Source organism: Kocuria sp. U4B (assembly GCF_054875615.1).
The window spans coordinates 2,719,768-2,736,104 of the sequence record NZ_CM142180.1; the positions used below are offsets into that span (position 1 = coordinate 2,719,768).

The 16,337-nt window shown below is 68.1% G+C and carries 12 protein-coding genes; 11 read left to right on the forward strand and 1 reads right to left on the reverse strand.

Features of this window, described 5'->3' with window-relative positions; genetic code table 11:
• Window positions 1-62: 62 nt before the first annotated feature.
• Window positions 63-3,380: a beta-phosphoglucomutase family hydrolase gene (locus tag ACYSMR_RS12850; RefSeq protein ID WP_461745689.1), complete on the reverse strand. Its 3,318-nt coding sequence runs from the start codon at window positions 3,378-3,380 to the stop codon at window positions 63-65.
• 445 nt (window positions 3,381-3,825) lie between these two features.
• On the opposite strand from ACYSMR_RS12850, the gene glyA reads away from it, so the two are divergent.
• From glyA to ACYSMR_RS12905, 11 genes are all read left to right on the forward strand, one after another.
• Window positions 3,826-5,112: a serine hydroxymethyltransferase gene (gene glyA, locus ACYSMR_RS12855; RefSeq protein WP_461745691.1), complete on the forward strand. Its 1,287-nt coding sequence runs from the start codon at window positions 3,826-3,828 to the stop codon at window positions 5,110-5,112.
• 2 nt (window positions 5,113-5,114) lie between these two features.
• On the forward strand, window positions 5,115-6,002 hold the full coding sequence (locus tag ACYSMR_RS12860; protein ID WP_461745693.1) for a bifunctional methylenetetrahydrofolate dehydrogenase/methenyltetrahydrofolate cyclohydrolase: 888 nt from the start codon (window positions 5,115-5,117) through the stop codon (window positions 6,000-6,002).
• 80 nt (window positions 6,003-6,082) lie between these two features.
• On the forward strand, window positions 6,083-7,009 hold the full coding sequence (locus ACYSMR_RS12865; protein WP_461745695.1) for an ABC transporter ATP-binding protein: 927 nt from the start codon (window positions 6,083-6,085) through the stop codon (window positions 7,007-7,009).
• The gene (locus ACYSMR_RS12870) at window positions 7,002-7,883 is read left to right on the forward strand and encodes an ABC transporter permease (RefSeq protein ID WP_461745697.1); all 882 of its coding nucleotides are present in this window, start codon (window positions 7,002-7,004) and stop codon (window positions 7,881-7,883) included. Before ACYSMR_RS12865 ends, ACYSMR_RS12870 begins: the two co-directional genes overlap by 8 nt.
• Window positions 7,838-8,737: an ABC transporter permease gene (locus ACYSMR_RS12875; protein WP_461745699.1), complete on the forward strand. Its 900-nt coding sequence runs from the start codon at window positions 7,838-7,840 to the stop codon at window positions 8,735-8,737. The genes ACYSMR_RS12870 and ACYSMR_RS12875 overlap by 46 nt, the downstream gene beginning before the upstream one ends.
• A 351-nt stretch (window positions 8,738-9,088) precedes the next feature.
• A complete protein-coding gene (locus ACYSMR_RS12880; protein ID WP_461745701.1) occupies window positions 9,089-11,260 on the forward strand; it encodes a hypothetical protein in 2,172 nt (723 codons plus the stop codon).
• Window positions 11,261-11,376: 116 nt separating this feature from the next.
• Window positions 11,377-12,861: a GT4 family glycosyltransferase PelF gene (gene pelF, locus ACYSMR_RS12885; protein ID WP_461745703.1), complete on the forward strand. Its 1,485-nt coding sequence runs from the start codon at window positions 11,377-11,379 to the stop codon at window positions 12,859-12,861.
• 2 nt (window positions 12,862-12,863) lie between these two features.
• Window positions 12,864-14,222: a hypothetical protein gene (locus ACYSMR_RS12890; protein ID WP_461745705.1), complete on the forward strand. Its 1,359-nt coding sequence runs from the start codon at window positions 12,864-12,866 to the stop codon at window positions 14,220-14,222.
• The gene (locus tag ACYSMR_RS12895; protein WP_461745707.1) at window positions 14,219-14,908 is read left to right on the forward strand and encodes a spherulation-specific family 4 protein; all 690 of its coding nucleotides are present in this window, start codon (window positions 14,219-14,221) and stop codon (window positions 14,906-14,908) included. Before ACYSMR_RS12890 ends, ACYSMR_RS12895 begins: the two co-directional genes overlap by 4 nt.
• Window positions 14,905-15,717 carry an endo alpha-1,4 polygalactosaminidase gene (locus tag ACYSMR_RS12900; protein ID WP_461745709.1) on the forward strand — a complete coding sequence of 271 codons (813 nt, stop codon included), beginning with the start codon at window positions 14,905-14,907 and terminating at the stop codon, window positions 15,715-15,717. The genes ACYSMR_RS12895 and ACYSMR_RS12900 overlap by 4 nt, the downstream gene beginning before the upstream one ends.
• A 51-nt stretch (window positions 15,718-15,768) precedes the next feature.
• A complete protein-coding gene (locus tag ACYSMR_RS12905) occupies window positions 15,769-16,290 on the forward strand; it encodes a hypothetical protein (RefSeq protein ID WP_461745711.1) in 522 nt (173 codons plus the stop codon).
• The last annotated feature ends 47 nt before the right edge of the window (window positions 16,291-16,337 follow it).

Sequence of the window (16,337 nt, forward strand, 5' to 3'; positions counted from 1 at the left end):
CCGGCCGTTCCGGCAACGGCTGTTGCCGGAACGGCCGCCGCAGCGAGGGCGGGTCGAAGCCGTCAGCGCTCAAGGGCCTGCTGCGTGCCCGGGCGAGGGTGGCGCTGCTGGATGGCGACGCGGATCCGCTGCCCGCCCTTGAGGACGTACTCCGCGCCGTGCACGTGGATCGTGACGCTGTCCGCGCGCTGGGACGAGCCCTCGAGCTCGAGCACGTGGTGGTCGATGCAGACCCGGATGACCTGCCCGCGGTAGAGCACGGTGAAGGAGACCCGGTCCAGCTGGCTCGGCAGGGCCGGGTCGAACTCCAGCCACTCCCCGCGCACGCGCAGCCCGGCGTAGGCGCGGGTGACGACGTCCACGGAGCCGGCCATGGCCCCGAGGTGGATGCCCTCGCCGGTGGTGCCGCCCTGCGTGTCGTCGAGGTCCACGAGCAGCGCATCCTGGAACGCGGACCACGAGCGGTCGGGGTTCAGCCACGCGAGCACCGAGGCGTTGACCACCCGGGACAGCGACGAGCCGTGGGAGGAGCGGGCGATGTAGTGGTCGACCGTGCGCTCGACGGCCGCGTGGTCGACCTCGTAGCCCATCCGGCCCAGCTCCTCGACGAGCCCGTCGGGGCCGAGGAGGTAGACGAGCATGATGGTGTCCGCCTGCTTGGACAGCTTGTAGTTGTTCGTCATGTCGCCCTCGTTCTCCAGCAGGAGGTCGAGGCGGCCGATGTTGCGGTACTTCGCGCGGTAGTACTCCCAGTCCAGCTCGTCGAGGTCGTCGTAGCCGTCGAACTGGCTGATCGTGCCGTCCCGGTTGAAGGGCACGAACATCCGCTCGGCCATCCGCTGCCAAGTCCCGACCTCCTCGGCCGAGAGCCCGAAGCGGGCCGCGAGCTCCTCCCGCTGGTGCTCCACCATGTCGTGGAAGATGTGGGCGCTGTGCCGGAACAGCCAGGCCGCCAGCACGTTGGTGTAGGCGTTGTCCTTGAGCCCGCCGCCGTGCTGGCCGCGCGGGCCGTCGTGGTACTCGTCCGGGCCCATGACCCCGGCCATGTGGTAGCGCCCGTCCGCGGGGTCGTAGTCGGTGAGGGAGGCGAACAGGCGGGTGATCCCGATGATCAGCTCGGAGCCCTGGCCGGCCAGCCAGTCGATGTCCCCGGTGGTCTCGTAGTAGATCCACGCGTTGTAGGCGATCGCGAGGCCCACGTGGAACTGCCGCCAGGAGTTGTCCGGCAGCCACCGGTTGGAGTGGTGGTTGAACAGCTCCGGCGGGGTCTCCTCCCGGCCGTCCGAGCCCGACTGCCACGGGAACGCGGTGCCCTCGAGGCCGAACTCCATCGCCCGGTGCCGGGCCATCGCGATCCGCCGCCAGCGGTAGGAGAGCAGGGAGCGGGTCACGCGCGGCTGGCGCAGGTTGACCACCGGGAGGATGTAGAGCTCGTCCCAGAAGATGTGGCCGCGGTAGCCCTCGCCGTGCAGCCCGCGGGCGGGCACGCCGGCGTCGCGCAGCGACAGGTGGGGGGCCAGGGTCTGGGCCACGTGGAACAGGTGGGTGCGCAGCGCCAGCTGGATCATGGCCAGCTCCTTCGGGCGGTCTCCCGGGTCGGGGCAGACGTCCACGTCGTAGCGGTCCCACAGCAGCGCCCACTCGACCTCGTGGGAGGGCAGCAGCCCCCGCACGCCGCTCGGGTTGCGGTCCAGCTCGGCGAGGGCGCCCTCGCGGGGGGAGCCGATGGCCGCGTCCCGGCTCGTGACCACGGCCGTGGTCGAGTCGATGATCACCGGGCGGCCCTCCGTGATGTTCACCTGGTGTCGGCGGAACTCGGTGCCCCCGGGGCGGATCTCGCGGCGCTCGCGCACGTTCTGGCCGCCCTCGATCGTGGTGCGCTGGGCTGTGGTGATCTCGATCTTCGACTGCGTGGTGCGCACGTGCGACAGGAGCGTCTCGTGGTCGTCCGGCAGGGACGTCGACTCCAGGTCCACCAGGTGGTGGGCGTTGAGGTCCTTGTACTCCGCGACCCCGTTATTGCGCACGGTGGGGTCGATGCCGGTGCGCACGTGCAGGCGCCCGGAGAACCCGCGGGCGGTCACCGTGGTCTCCTGGGCCCCCAGGTGGCGGTGGCGCAGGGAGACGAGGCGGCGCTGGACGATCTCGAGCCGGGCGTGGGAGCCGTCGTCGCCGAGGTCGCCGTGGAGGTCGGTGAGGGTCAGGGACCGGATCAGCAGCCCGCGGCGCAGGTCGAGCTCGACCCGCTCGGCGGTGGGGCGCAGCCCGCCCTCGGACCACCACTCGCCGCCGGCCACCCGCAGGTCCAGGTGGGTCCAGTTCGGGGCGTTGACCATGGACTCGTGCTCTACGTCGCGGCCGCTGAGGTGGCTCACCACGCGGTTGAAGACGCCGGCCAGGTAGTTGCCCGGGTAGTGGACGCCGTTGTCGGGGAACTCGCACGCGGACCCGCGCACGCCCATGTAGCCGTTGGCGAGGGTCAGCAGGGCCTCGCGGCGGGCCTCGGCCGCGGGGTCGAAGCCCTCGAAGACCAGCTTCCACGGGTCGTCCCGGCGCGCGCCGAGGTCGAGCTCGGCCACGTCGTTGAGCACGACCGTGGCGCCCGCGTCGTAGAGGTCCTGGCGCTCGCCGTGCCGGCGGATGCCGACGACCATGCCGAAGCCGCCGGCGGCGGCGGCCTGGACGCCCGCCACGGCGTCCTCCACCACGACGGAGCGGGCCGGGTCCACGCCCAGCATCTGCGCGCAGGTCAGGAACGTGTCGGGGGCGGGCTTGCCGGGCAGCCCGTGCTCGGCGGCGAAGTGGCCGTCCACGATGATGTCGAAGGCGTCCTGCAGCCCCGCCGCGGCCAGGACCGGGACGCTGTTGCGGCTGGCGGTCACGAGCCCCACCGGCACACCCGCCGCCCGCAGCCGCTCGATGAGGGCGACGGTGCCGTCGAAGACCCGCACGCCCTTCACGTGCAGGACCTCCTGGAAGTAGGCGTTCTTCAGCGCGGCCTGGCCCTGCACGGTCCACGCCCCGGGCGTCTCGTCGCCCTCGGGCAGGCAGGCTCCGCGGGCGTCCAGCAGGGCCCGGATCCCGTCCTCGCGCCGGCGGCCGTCGACGTAGTGGCGGTAGTCGGCGTCGGCGTCGAACGGGCGCCGGTCCACGGTCCCGCCCTCGGCGGACGGCTCCAGCCGGTCGTCGGCCAGGATCGCGTCGAAGAGGGTCTTCCAGGCGGCGGCGTGGACGGCGGCGGTGTCGGTGACCACGCCGTCCATGTCGAAGATCACCGACTCGTGGTCGGTGCGCAGCTGGTCGATCGTCTGGGGAGGGTTGCCCGAGGACCGGATGCGCGGCAGGGACGCGGTGAACGGAGCGGTGGGGAGTGCGTTCACGGGGGTTCCTCCGGAGCGTGGTGAGCGGCTTCCGGGCCCCGCGGGACCGCTCGGGGAAACCTGCACGCGGTACGCTACGGACCCCGGGCGCGGCGTTGCGGTTCGGCGGGGAGGGGCTGGCGCGCCCTCCGTGCCGACGGTTCCTGACGACCTCATTAAACGGCCCGGTGGCCCCCGGGGCAAGCGGGGTCCGCCTGGCGGGACACGGCCCGCCCCGGGCGCGCCGCTCGGGCGGGCGGGAGCCGGACCGCGAAGCCGGTGGCCCGGGGGCGCCGCGCACGTCGATCCGCCCGTGCTGGGCCCCGGCGACGGCCTTCACGACGGACAGCCCCGGCGGGCTCGAGCGGATCCGGGCGGGGGAGCCCCGCCCGGGCCCGGCCGGGAGCGCCCGGCCGATCGCCTAAACTCGTGGTGTCCGACCCCAGGTCCCAGCTTCAGGAGCGGCATGTCCACGAGCTCGTCCCCGTCCGTCACCAATCAGCCCCTCACCGAGGTCGACCCGGAGATCGCGGCGGCCATCGCCGACGAGCTCGGGCGGCAGCGGGGCACCCTCGAGATGATTGCCTCCGAGAACTTCGCCCCGCGGGCGGTCCTCGAGGCGCAGGGCTCCGTCCTGACCAACAAGTACGCCGAGGGCTACCCCGGGCGCCGCTACTACGGGGGCTGCGAGTTCGTCGACGTCGTCGAGAACCTCGCCCGGGACCGGGCGACCGCCCTGTTCGGCGCGGAGCACGCCAACGTCCAGCCGCACTCCGGGGCCCAGGCGAACACCGCCGTCATGGCCGCCCTCATGAGCCCCGGCGACAAGCTGATGGGCCTGTCCCTGGCCCACGGCGGGCACCTGACCCACGGCATGAAGCTCAACGTCTCCGGCAAGCTCTACGAGATCGCCGCCTACGAGGTCGACCCCACCACCTACACGGTCGACATGGACAAGGTCCGCGAGCAGGCCCTCGCCGAGCGGCCCCAGGTCATCGTCGCCGGCTGGTCCGCGTACTCCCGGCAGCTGGACTTCGAGGCGTTCCGCTCGATCGCCGACGAGGTCGGCGCGAAGCTGTGGGTGGACATGGCGCACTTCGCCGGCCTCGTGGCCGCGGGCCTGCACCCCAACCCGGTGCCCCACTCCCACGTGGTCACCTCCACCGTGCACAAGACCCTCGCGGGCCCCCGCTCCGGCGTGATCCTCACGACGGGGGAGTTCAAGAAGAAGATCGACTCCGCGGTCTTCCCTGGCCAGCAGGGCGGGCCGCTGATGCACGCGATCGCCGGCAAGGCCGTGGCCTTGCGGATCGCGGCCACCGACGAGTTCCGCGACCGTCAGGAGCGCACCCTGGAGGGCGCCCGCATCCTCGCCGAGCGGCTCTCCGCCGCCGACGTTGCCGACGCCGGCGTCTCGGTCCTCACCGGGGGCACCGACGTGCACCTCGTGCTCGTGGACCTGCGCAACTCCCAGCTGGACGGCAAGCAGGCCGAGGACCTCCTGCACAGGGCGGGGATCACCGTCAACCGCAACGCCGTCCCGTGGGACCCGCGCCCGCCCATGGTCACCTCCGGCCTGCGCATCGGCACCCCGGCGCTGGCCACCCGCGGCTTCGGCGCCACCGAGTTCGAGGAGGTCGCCGACGTCATCGCGACCGCCCTCAAGCCCGGCGCCGACGTCGCCGCCCTGCGCGCCCGCGTCGACAAGCTGGCCGCCGACTTCCCGCTCTACGACGGCCTCGAGGAGTGGTGAGCATGATCGCGCAGATCCTCGACGGCCGGGCCACGTCCGCGGCCATCAAGGCCGAGCTCACCGACCGGGTCGCCGCCCTCGCCGGGCGGGGCGTCGTCCCCGGCCTCGGCACGCTGCTGGTCGGCGACGACCCGGCCTCCCACTCCTACGTGGGCGGCAAGCACAAGGACTGCGCCGAGGTCGGCATCGCCTCGATCCGCCGCGAGCTGCCCGCCGACGTCTCCCAGGAGGAGCTCGAGCGGGCCGTCGACGAGCTCAACGCCGACCCGGCCTGCACCGGCTACATCGTGCAGCTGCCGCTGCCCGGCCACCTCGACACCAACGCGATCCTCGAGCGGATCGACCCGGACAAGGACGCCGACGGGCTGCACCCGACCAACCTCGGCCGGCTGGTGCTCAACGTGTCCGAGCCGATGGCCTCGCCCCTGCCCTGCACGCCCAACGGCGTCGTGGAGCTGCTGCGCCGCCACGGGGTGGACCTCGCGGGCCGCCACGTCCTGGTCGTGGGCCGCGGCGTCACCGTCGGGCGCCCAATCGGGCTGCTGCTCACCCGGCGGGAGATCAACGCCACCGTGACGCTCGCCCACACCGGGACCGGGAACCTGGACGAGCTACTCGCCCAGGCGGACGTCGTCGTGGCCGCCGCCGGGCGCCCGCACATGATCAAGGCCGACTCCCTCAAGGAGGGCGTGGTCCTGCTCGACGTGGGGGTCTCCCGCGTGGAGGACCCGGAGACCGGCAAGCGCCAGCTCGCCGGGGACATCGACCCGGCCGCGGCCGCGAAGGCCTCCTGGATCTCCCCGAACCCCGGGGGCGTGGGCCCGATGACGCGGGCGATGCTGCTGCTCAACGTCGTCGAGACCGCCGAGCGGCAGGCCGGGCTGCGCTGAGCCCGCCGGCCCGGGGACCCCGGGCGCACCGCGGCGCCGGGGACGAGCGGTCGTCCCCGGCGCCGCTCTACACTGGGCCGGTGTCCGAGATCGTGATCCGCGCCACCGACCTGGCCAAGCACTACGGCAGCTTCCGCGCCGTGGACGGCATCGGCTTCGAAGTCGCCCGCGGCGAGTCCTTCGGGCTGCTCGGGCCCAACGGCGCCGGCAAGTCCACCACCATGCGGATGATCGGCGGGGTCTCCCGCCGCACCTCCGGCCGGCTGGAGATCCTCGGCCTGGACCCGGACGAGCAGGGCCCGCGGGTGCGCGCCCACCTGGGCGTGGTCCCGCAGCAGGACAACCTGGACGAGGAGCTCTCGGTCCGGGAGAACCTCGTGGTCTACGGCCGCTACTTCGGCCTCCCGTACGCGTACCTGCGGCCCAAGGCCGAGCAGCTGCTGGAGTTCGCCCAGCTCACGGACAAGGCCGGCGCGAAGGTCTCGGAGCTGTCCGGCGGGATGAAGCGGCGGCTGACCATCGCCCGCTCCCTCGTCTCCGACCCCCGCATCCTGCTGCTCGACGAGCCCACCACAGGCCTCGACCCCCAGGCCCGGCACGTGCTGTGGGACCGGCTGTTCCGGCTCAAGGAGCAGGGCGTGACGCTGGTGCTCACCACCCACTACATGGACGAGGCGGAGCAGCTGTGCGACCGGCTGGTCGTCGTCGACGCCGGCCGGATCATGGCCGAGGGCTCGCCCGCCGAGCTGATCCGCCGCTTCTCCACCCGCGAGGTGCTCGAGCTGCGCTTCGGCTCCGACCGCAACGCGGCCGCCGCCGAGCGGCTCGCCGGGCTCGGCTCCCGCGTCGAGGTGCTCCCCGACCGGGTGCTCGTCTACTCCGCCGACGGCGAGCGCGACCTCGAGGAGGTCTCCCGCCGGGGCCTGCACCCGCTGACGTCCCTGGTGCGCCGCTCCTCCCTTGAGGACGTGTTCCTGCGGCTGACGGGCAGGTCCCTCGTTGACTGAGCCCGCCCGGCCGGCGCGCGGGGGCGCCGTGGTCGACCTCTCCTCCCTGCGACCGCCCTTCGGCCCGGACGAGGCCGCCCGCCGGGCCCGGGCCCGGGGCGCCCTGTACTTCGCCGAGCACCGGCTGCGGAACCTGCGCGCCTACGCCGGGACCCTGCTGGGCGTGGGGGTCGGCTCGCCGGTGCTCTACCTCCTCGCCCTGGGGATCGGGCTGGCGACCGTCGTCGACACCGCCGCCCCGTCCGGCCCGGGGCTCGGGACCTCGTACCTGCACTTCGTGGCCCCGGCCCTGCTCGTGTCCGCGGCGATGATGGCCGGCGCCGAGGAGAACTCCTACACCGTGATGGCCGGGTTCAGGTGGCGGCGCACCTACCTGGGCGCCCACGCCACCCCGCTGTCCCCGGCGCAGCTCGCCGCCGGGCACACCGCGGCGGCCACGGTGCGCTACCTGGTGACCTCCGGCGTCTACTACGGGGTGCTCCTGGCGTTCGGCGCGGTCCCGCGGCCGGCGACCGGGTGGCTGCTCGTGCCCCTCGGCGTGCTCGCGGGCAACGCGTTCGGGCTGCCCGTGATGGCCTTCGCGGCGCGCCTGCGCGAGGAGCGGGGCGAGTTCGCGCTGCTCCAGCGGTTCGTGATCATGCCGCTGTTCCTGTTCTCCGGCACCTTCTTCCCCCTGTCCGTGCTCCCGGGCCCGCTCCAGGTCGTCGGGTGGCTGTCCCCGCTGTGGCACGCGACCGAGCTGGGCCGGGTCCTGGCGTACGGGCTCGCCGAGCCCGGCTGGCTCACCGCGGTGCACGCCGGCTACCTCGCCGCGCTCGCGGGCGCGGGATGGGTGCTCGCGCGCCGGGCCTACGCCGGGAGGCTGGAGACGTGAGCGCGCCGGGACCCGCGCCCGGACCCGTCGCCGGCTCCCCGCCCGACGGCCAGGGGCTGCTGCGCCCCCCGCGCGGGGGAGCGCTCTACAGCGGCAACGCCCGGGCGGTCTTCGCCCGCGGGATGCGGGCGCAGTGGCGGGCCAACTGGGCCGTCATGGCCTCGGGGTTCGTGGAGCCCGTGCTGTACCTGCTCGCCATGGGGGTGGGCCTGGGCTCGATCGTGGGGGAGGTGACGGGCCCCGACGGCGCCCCGGTCGCCTACGCCGCCTACATCGCCCCGGCGCTGCTGGCGGTCTCGGCGATGAACGGGGCCGTCTACGACTCGACGTGGAACGTGTTCTTCAAGCTGCGCTACTCCCGGCTCTACGAGGGCATGCTCAACACGTCCCTGGGCCCGCTCGACGTGGCCCTCGGGGAGATCGGCGTCGCGCTGGTGCGCGGCGGCGTCTACGCGGCCGGCTTCACGGCGGTCATGGCGGCCATGGGGCTCGTGCACTCCTGGTGGGCCGTGCTGATGGTCCCCGGGGCCGTGCTCGTGGCCTTCGGCTTCGCCGCGTTCGGGATGGCCGTGACCAGCTTCATGCGCACGTTCCAGCAGATGGACTGGGTCACCTTCCTCACGCTCCCGCTGTTCCTGTTCTCCGGCACGTTCTACCCGCTGGAGGTCTACCCCGAGCCGGTCCGGTGGGCCGTGCAGGCGCTGCCCCTGTGGCACGGGGTCGAGCTGCTGCGGGACCTGGCCGCGGGCGCCCCCGGCGCCGCCACGGCAGGGCACGCGGCCTACTACCTGGCCCTCGTGGGGGTGGGGGTGCTCGTCACCACGGCCCGGCTGCGGGCCCTGTTCCTACGCTGAGCCCTGGGAGCAGGCGTAGCGGCAGGTATGCCGTCATCTTAGGTAAATGGGTGCGTGACAAGTCACTATTGACGCGGATCGGCTTTTGAGGGACGGCGTAGGCGTTGCCCAGGCGTAACGGGTGGGTCTGTCGTCGGCATCGGCACGGCCTGCTTGATCCTGCAAGCCGTTACCGGTTTGCGGTGTCCAAAAATGACGAGGTGTGTTCGGCCGTCGTGGGGGTGGTCGTGCGGACGTAGCTCTTTGGGGAGGGGCATGCATCGGTTGCCTGTGCCGTCAGCGCAAAATGGCAGGGGCGGTTCTCGCCGTACGCGGCGGAGACGCGCGGCCGCGATTGCCGGATCAGTACTGGTGATCGCTCTGGCTTTCACAACCTCCATCGAGAGCGTGGACATTGGGGATGATGCCACTGTCGGCCGGCAGGCGGAGCCCAAAATTGACTTGGTGGTGCTCGTGGTGTTCGACGGCTCGGCGATGGTTGCAGCCTATGAGGATCGACTCAATCGTGAAGGCATTCCGCTCATGCGCCTGGACCTCACGGACCCCGAACGGCCGGTGCTTGATGAGACGTTCCTGACGGCGGCCGATCCCCATGCGCGACACGCTAAGTTCCAGGGCGTTATCTTGCCGTCTTCCTCTCCCGCTGGCCTGAAACCCGATGAGCTCGCAGCCCTGCACCGCTATGAATCGCAGTTCGCAGTACGGCAGATCAGCGCATCTGTGTGGCCCGATGCAGCCCTGGGCATGAACGCCCCGGAGCACTCCGGGGCAGTGGACGGTATGAACGCTACTGTCGTCGGGGCGGCTCGCAGAGGAGACTTCGGTTACCTGCTGGGCGATGTCAAGCTTGACGACTTCGATCCTGCCGTCAATGAGTCCTACGGTCACCTAGCTACTCCCAAGCCCTCAACCGGTGCGCGCCTTGATCCGGTGCTCACCACGCGCATGTCTCGTAACGGGGAGGAAGCGGTGCTGATTGGCATCCACGACCACGGGGCGCGCGAGGAAATGTTCAATACCTTCGCGTCCAACCAGTACCAGCATCACTTTCACGTGCTCGCCCACGGCCAACTGGAGTGGCTGACTCGGGGAATACATTTGGGTCGTTACAGGAATTATTTCTCCGTGCACGTCGACGACGTACTTATGGCCAACAAATTATGGAGCCGCGATAGCGGCTGCAATAACACCCACGGTTGCACTAGGGCTCCTAGCCCCCGCGCGGTGGACACGACACGAATGACCGCCGCAGATGTACATTTTTTAAAAAAATGGCAGCGGAAATGGGATTTCCCCTTGCACATGGTATTCAACGGCAGTGGATCCGCCGACCGTGTTAGCGGAGTCGACGGGGGTCGTGAACCGTTGCTTGATACGTTTCTGGCGGATCCCTCGGCATTCAGGTGGATTAACCACACCTACTCACATCTCAATCTTGGATGTATTTACCCTCACCTCCCGCACGGGGAGCAGAAGTGTGTGACCGATTCATCCGGTGCGGTGCAATATGTTCCGGGGGACACAATTCGGGACGAGATCACGGAAAATCAGCGATTTGCCGAAAGCCATGGCATGGCAATCGAGCCCGCCTCGCTGGTGACCGGGGAGCATTCAGGTCTGGCGGCATGGCCCACCCCGCCGCATGACAATCCGTATCTTGCGCCCGCTCTCACCGACGCCGGCATTGCATGGATTGCCGCGGACGCGTCCAGGGAAAGGGATCAACGGCAGATCGGCTCCGCGTTCACGGTGCCGCGACATCCAATGAACCTATTTTTTGACGCCGCCACCCGTGAGCAGGAGGTGGATGAGTACAACTGGGTCTACAGCTCCCGCAACGACGGGGGATCCGGCTTCTGCGAGGAGCATCCTGAAACCTCTACTTGCATTGAGCCGTTGCCTGCCAGTAGCGGCTTTGAAGAGCACATTGTGCCTACAGAGGCGCGCACAGGTCTCATGCATGTTCTTGGGAACGATCCGCGACCGCACTACGTCCACCAGTCGAATGTGACGAAGGACCGTATTGCTCTTCCCGTACTTGAGCGGATGCTCAGCTGGTATCGGGACACCTACGCCGACAACACTCCGCCGGTCGTCCCGACAATGGCGGAAGCTGGGACTGTTCTGCGGGATCAAGCGACGTGGGCTCGGGAGGATGGCGCCACGGCTGTCTATTGGCGTGGCACCGTCATCGTGTCCGCTGCTCACAGCGGCGCCGTGGTGCCTGTGTCGATGCCCGATGGGACGACGGTCGACGGGGAATATTTGCCGGAAACCTACTCGGGTAAGGACACGGCAAACCTTGTAATTTCCGATGGCTCAACAACCGTGCTGACCGTGGGAGATACGGGATACGGCGCTTCGACCTCGACTGGAGAAGGCATTCAAAAGATCCGCCAATCGAGAGGACCAGCCGAGCATGCCTTGGACGGGACTCAACTGGCACGCGGAGCCAGAGCCAGGAACCCGCCGATACCAGATGCCGGGGCAGACGACGCGGTTCCAACGGGTCGTTTGAGATAGCTACGGGAGCGGGGGCAGGTGCGCTGGGGGGCGTGCCGACGCCGTCGCTTCCGGGCCACGGCGAAGGGCGCCGGTGGCCGCATTGCAAAGGGGGAAGCAGGAACATGCGAGTAGCGATGATCACAGAAGGCACCTATCCGGTGACAACAGGCGGGGTGAGTACATGGTGCGATCAGCTGGTCACCGGTATGGCCGAACACGAGTTTGAGGTTACGGCCATTGTCGCTACGGGACGGGAGCCCCTGGTTTGGTCGTTGCCGTCGAATGTTGAAGAGGTCCGTAGCGTAGCCATGTGGGGTAACTGGCCAGCACCGTTGCGGTGGCGCAACGCCGCGCGGCAACGGGCAGAACACCTGCTCAACTCGATGTGGGACGCGGTGCTTGGCCCTGATGATCCCGCCAACCACGCCCGGTTCACGGAGGCCATCCGAGGGCTTGTCGAGATTTCGGAGGTAATGTCCATCAGTCGTTTGCTGGCAGCTAAGGGCTCGGTTCCTGCGCTGTTAGCGGCGTGGACCGAACAACAACAAGTGCCGGACGGCAATCGATCGCTGCACGTCGGGGAGGCTGTGATGGCCTGCAATCTGGTGGACAGAGTGCTCGCGCTCGTCGATACCAGACTTAGCCCCGTCGACGTGGTCCACGCCACGGGTAACGGACCGTCTGCACTTATCGGCTTAGCCCACATGTGGCGAACAGGAACGCCCGGACTGCTTTCCGAGCACGGTGTCTACCTGCGGGAGCGATACCTCGCCATGGGTAAGTCCCGTCTGCCATGGCCAGTACGCCGGGCGGTCATGGCGTTCATGTCCGCCCTGTGCCGCCTTGCCTACCGAGAATACCCCAAAATTCTGCCCGTCAACCGGTTCAATGCCCGCTGGGAAAAGAGGTTGGGGGCCGAGGAGCAGAAAATCGAAACGGTTGTCAACGGCGTCGACCCACAAATGTTTACCGCAGTGGAATCCGAACCCACTGTGCCAACGCTGTCATTCGTGGGACGCATTGATCCGCTCAAAGACCTGGAGACGTTGATACGGGCGTTCGGCCTCGTGCGGCAGCAGATCAGCGGGGCGCGGCTACGCATTTTTGGCCCAGTTCAGCCCTCGAATATCGAATACAAGAATCAGCTGGTAGCGCTGACGGCCGAGCTTGGCGTGTCGGAGGCAGTGACATGGGAGGGGCCGTCCGCAGGGAGTCGTCCCGCCATTGAAGCCGGTAATCTTGTGGTTCTCTCCAGCATCTCCGAGGGCCTGCCTTTTACGGTTGTCGAGGCCATGATGTGTGGACGAGCCACAGTGAATACCGACGTCGGCGGAGTTTCCGAGTGCTTGGATGACGAACAGCGTACCGGCCGGTTAGTTCCCGCTCGCGACCCCAAGGCGTTCGCCGATGCCTGTGTCGAATTGCTCACGGACGACCTCCTGCGTCGCCGAATGGGGCGGCTTGCCAGGCAGTACAGTCTGGAAAAGTTTGACCTGCAAATCTTCCTGAACAACTACCGCAGCCACTACGCGAGGGTAGCTGGCATCCCGGTCGGCGTGCCCTTCGGCGCAAATCAAACGGTGACCATCGCCTCGGCGGCAGTAGAGAAGGTGGGTTAAGCGTGGATGACTTCACAAGTACCAGCGACGGGACGTCAGCACAGCCTCCGCGGAAACCTGGCCGTCATCTGCCCGACGAATTTCAAGGCGACGGCGGCGATGTCGTAGACCTCCTCGATGCCGCAGCCCGGATCGAGTCGCGTGGTTACAGTGATCGATCCGTGTGGGCCCGGTACGGTTACGTTTCGGTATTCGACCTTGCGCGTGAGGTTATCAATAGCCGGGGCCGGGCGCGGGCTGTGAAAGATCCCGTGTCAGTGGCCTATTCGGTGCACAGGGCTTGGATGCGGGCGGCGCTACTCGTCAGTGGAGCCCTGCTGGCCGGCCTCGTTCAGGCCCAATTGGGCACGAGCCCCCTTGAGATGATCGTGGCAGGCTGTGCGGGATGGGTGCTCGGTCAGGCAGTGGCAGGCATCACTTGGTACAGATTGCGCTTTGATCCCGTGGGCCATGCTGCCCGCTTCGGCGGTGTGGTTGCCATATTGTGCGGTGCTTTCGCTTTGCTCGGTTCCACCGCCCTATTAATAGACGGCCGCATCGGCGCGACGGGATTTGCTCTGGTGCTGGGATGGGTCGTCTACGCCCTTTCGGTGTCCTTGCTGACGGTGATGGATCGCATCGTCCTGCCGTTGATGGTGATGAGCGGTGCCGTGTTGCTGGAGTTTCTCACATGGGTGGTATGGCATCGGACAGTTGCATCGGCTGGGTTGCCTGCCGCTTTACCTGCAATCGCCGCCGTTGTGCTCATCTGCGCGTACACCGTCCGCGCCGTCCGTTCCGAACGGGGGCCGGAGCGACTGAACCCGAGCGACTTCGGTGGTATCACTGTCCCAGTGATACAGGCAGCTTTGCTTGCGGGAGCTCTAGTGATTGCGTTGTCGGCCGTGCCGGAAAGCCACGGCACAGCCTTCGTGGCCACGGCTGTGCTCGCCGTGAGCATTACCGATCCTGGCATCGTCGCGCTGCGTGGGCGCCTGTCCTGGTTCGCGCACCGATCCACCTCACTTCTATGGTCTCGGTGGTTTGCTTGGGGACTGGCTTGTCTTTCCGTCATGGTCATCGCCGCGCTTGCGGCGTGCCTTGTGGTAATGGTCGTCGCCATCACAGGTTCGTTGCAGGAACAACTGGCGAGTACGGTTCTAGGTACTGTTCTTTTTTCGGTTTTTGCAACCCTTTCCTCGGTACTTACGGCCTTCGGCGCCCAGGTAAAAGGATTAGTCCCAGCGGCTTTGGCTGTTCCCGTGATGCTGGCCATTGGCACGTACAGCGGCGTTCCGCTCCTGTCGTTGAGCATTCTTGCCTGCGGGGCAGGACTGGCGATGCTCATCCACCAGTTCTCCGACGCCCGGGTCTTTGCATGAGTCGCCGCGTGGTGCCGTCTCCTGGTGTTCCGTGGTACGTCCACCCTGCGGAGGATCCGCCAGCATGGCAGCGGCTGGCGAGGTACTTCGCCTCCGCCAGCGGAATCGACGATGGGTTTGTGGTGGTCAACGTGCATAACGGACCGGGGAAGGATCGTGACTCGTATTACCTACCGGCATTAAGCAGTTTGTCTTCTGCTGCGCCTGGGCTGGTGACCCTGGGCTACGTCGACCTGGATTATGGACGGCGTCCCATGGCGGAGATTCTCGAGGACGTCGCGGTGTGGCGACGTCTTTATGGTCTGGGCGGAGTGATGCTTGACCGTTTTCCCTCTGGCACCGACGACGGTACCGCGTCTGCCGCTCTGGCCCTGAAAGCCGTAGCCCACATGCGTGCCGACGGCGTCCACCTAGTCGCTGGCAATCCGGGGATAATGCCCAGTCCGGAGATGGCGGCGGTCCTGGACGTCGTTTGTGAGTTCGAGGGCACCGCCCAGGACTACTTGAACCGGGACCCTGTTCCGGCGATCGGCTCCGGCACTTGGCACCTGGTGCACACCTGTGCCTCTGCTGAATTGCAGGCAGTGCACCAGACTGCGCGGGCGAATGGAGTGCAATACATCTTTGCCACTGAAGCCTCCCCACCACATCCGTGGAACGGTTTCCCGAGGGGAGCAGACGCATGAACCGGCGCACTGCGGTAATCGTCCTTGCCGTGGGACTGGCCGGGCTGGGAGCAGCAGCAGGTGTCACCCTTGGAAGTGCAACCTTAGGAAAAGGGGCGGGGGCGGAGCGTGAGATATGGATGCCTCAGCCGCGCACCGACTGGCAATGGCAGCTCAGCAGCACCCCTCAAATGGAACCAGGTGTGGACGTGTATGGGATGGACGGACAGGGAACCCCCGCTGCGGAGGTGCGGACGTTCGCACGGGAGAACAAGCACACGATTTGCTACATAAGCGCGGGGACGTTTGAAGCATGGCGGCCTGACGCGGATCGCTTCCCAGCTGATGTGATGGGCCTGCCGATGCAGAACTGGGCCGGCGAACGGTGGCTCGATATTCGGAGGCTGGACATCTTGCAACCCATAATGGCCGCGCGCATGGACGAATGCTTAGTTAAGGGTTTTGATGCCGTCGAAGCCGACAATGTGGACGGATATGGTAACGACACTGGTTTCCGATTGAGCGCCGCCGACCAGCTCCGCTACAACCGTGCTCTTGCGGCCATGGCTCATGAACGAGGCCTTTCGATCGCCCTCAAGAACGATATCGACCAGATCGCCGAGCTCGAGCCGGACTTCGATTTCGCGATCAACGAGCAGTGCTTCCGCTATGACGAGTGCGCTGCCTACGAGCCGTTCCTAGATGCGGGTAAGGCTGTGCTCAACGTGGAGTACGAAGACACGCCCAACCGATGCGCGGAGGCCGCAAGGCTCGGGCTGTCGTCGATGCGAAAGAACTTACAGCTCGACGCGTGGCGGATTGCCTGCTGAGAAGGACAAGCTGGTTCGTGGCCCGGGCCGGGATTTGAGACAATGTGCACCATGCGCTCCATCGGATCCTCGACCCCGTCCGCCCCCGCCCGCGAGGCCGGCTCCCGCACCGCCCTGTGGGGCACGGTGATCGGCATGGCCGTGCTCGTGGTCATCTTCGTGGTGGCCATCCTGCAGGCCGCGAACGCCAACTCGCTGCTGGGCTGGATCCTCGCCGGCATCGCGCTCGGCTGGCTCATGCTCGCCGTGTGGGTGGTGCTCATGGTGCGCAAGGCCGCCCGCTTCGGCCGTCGCCGGGTCGAGGAGGCCCAGGAGCAGCTGCGCGGCCGCGCCCCCGCCGCCGCGCAGGCGCGGACCTCCCGCTCCATGCGCGACGAAAAGCTCTCCCACAGCTTCCAGATCGTGCTGGTGCAGTCGAAGGTCATCAAGCAGGAGCTCGCTGCACTCCCCGTCGACGGCGCCGAGCGCGAGGCCCTCGACCGCGCCCTCGACACGATCGACATCACCGCCGGCAACGGGATGAGCATGCTCCGCGACTCGGGCGAGCCGCTCAGCGGCACCGTCGTCGACTGACCCCCGTACCTCCCCCCGCCCCCTGTACGCCCCCTCCCGGAACCAGG